Origin of the sequence: Janthinobacterium lividum (genome assembly GCF_011601275.1) — a bacterium.
Lineage (GTDB): Bacteria > Pseudomonadota > Gammaproteobacteria > Burkholderiales > Burkholderiaceae_D > Janthinobacterium > Janthinobacterium lividum_E.
Genome location: NZ_JAAOLY010000092.1, coordinates 1 through 255, shown reverse-complemented (window position 1 = coordinate 255; position 255 = coordinate 1). Strand labels below are relative to the sequence as shown.

1 protein-coding gene is annotated in these 255 nt (G+C 56.9%); it reads left to right on the top strand.

What is annotated here, in order from left to right:
• Positions 1–17 precede the first annotated feature (17 nt).
• Positions 18–255: carbohydrate porin (locus GYK42_RS29030; protein ID WP_240943951.1), on the top strand; the 238-nt coding region annotated here is incomplete at its 3' end.

The window sequence follows — 255 nt, the reverse complement described above, 5'->3', positions numbered from 1 at the left end:
GCCTCGGCGGCAATACCATGAAATATCGTCTGGGCAATGAGTGCGACGCCTACACGGAATTCGGCTACACCAAGTCCGTCGCCAAGTCCGGCGGCGTGAACTATCTGGCCACGATCTGGGTCAACGCTTACGCGCCAAATTCGGATTTCGGCGATAACAAACTGGGCATCGTCAAAGCCTATGTCGAAGCGCAGGGACTCGATTTCCTGAACGGCGGCACGGCCTGGATCGGTAAACGCTTCTACTACCGTCCTG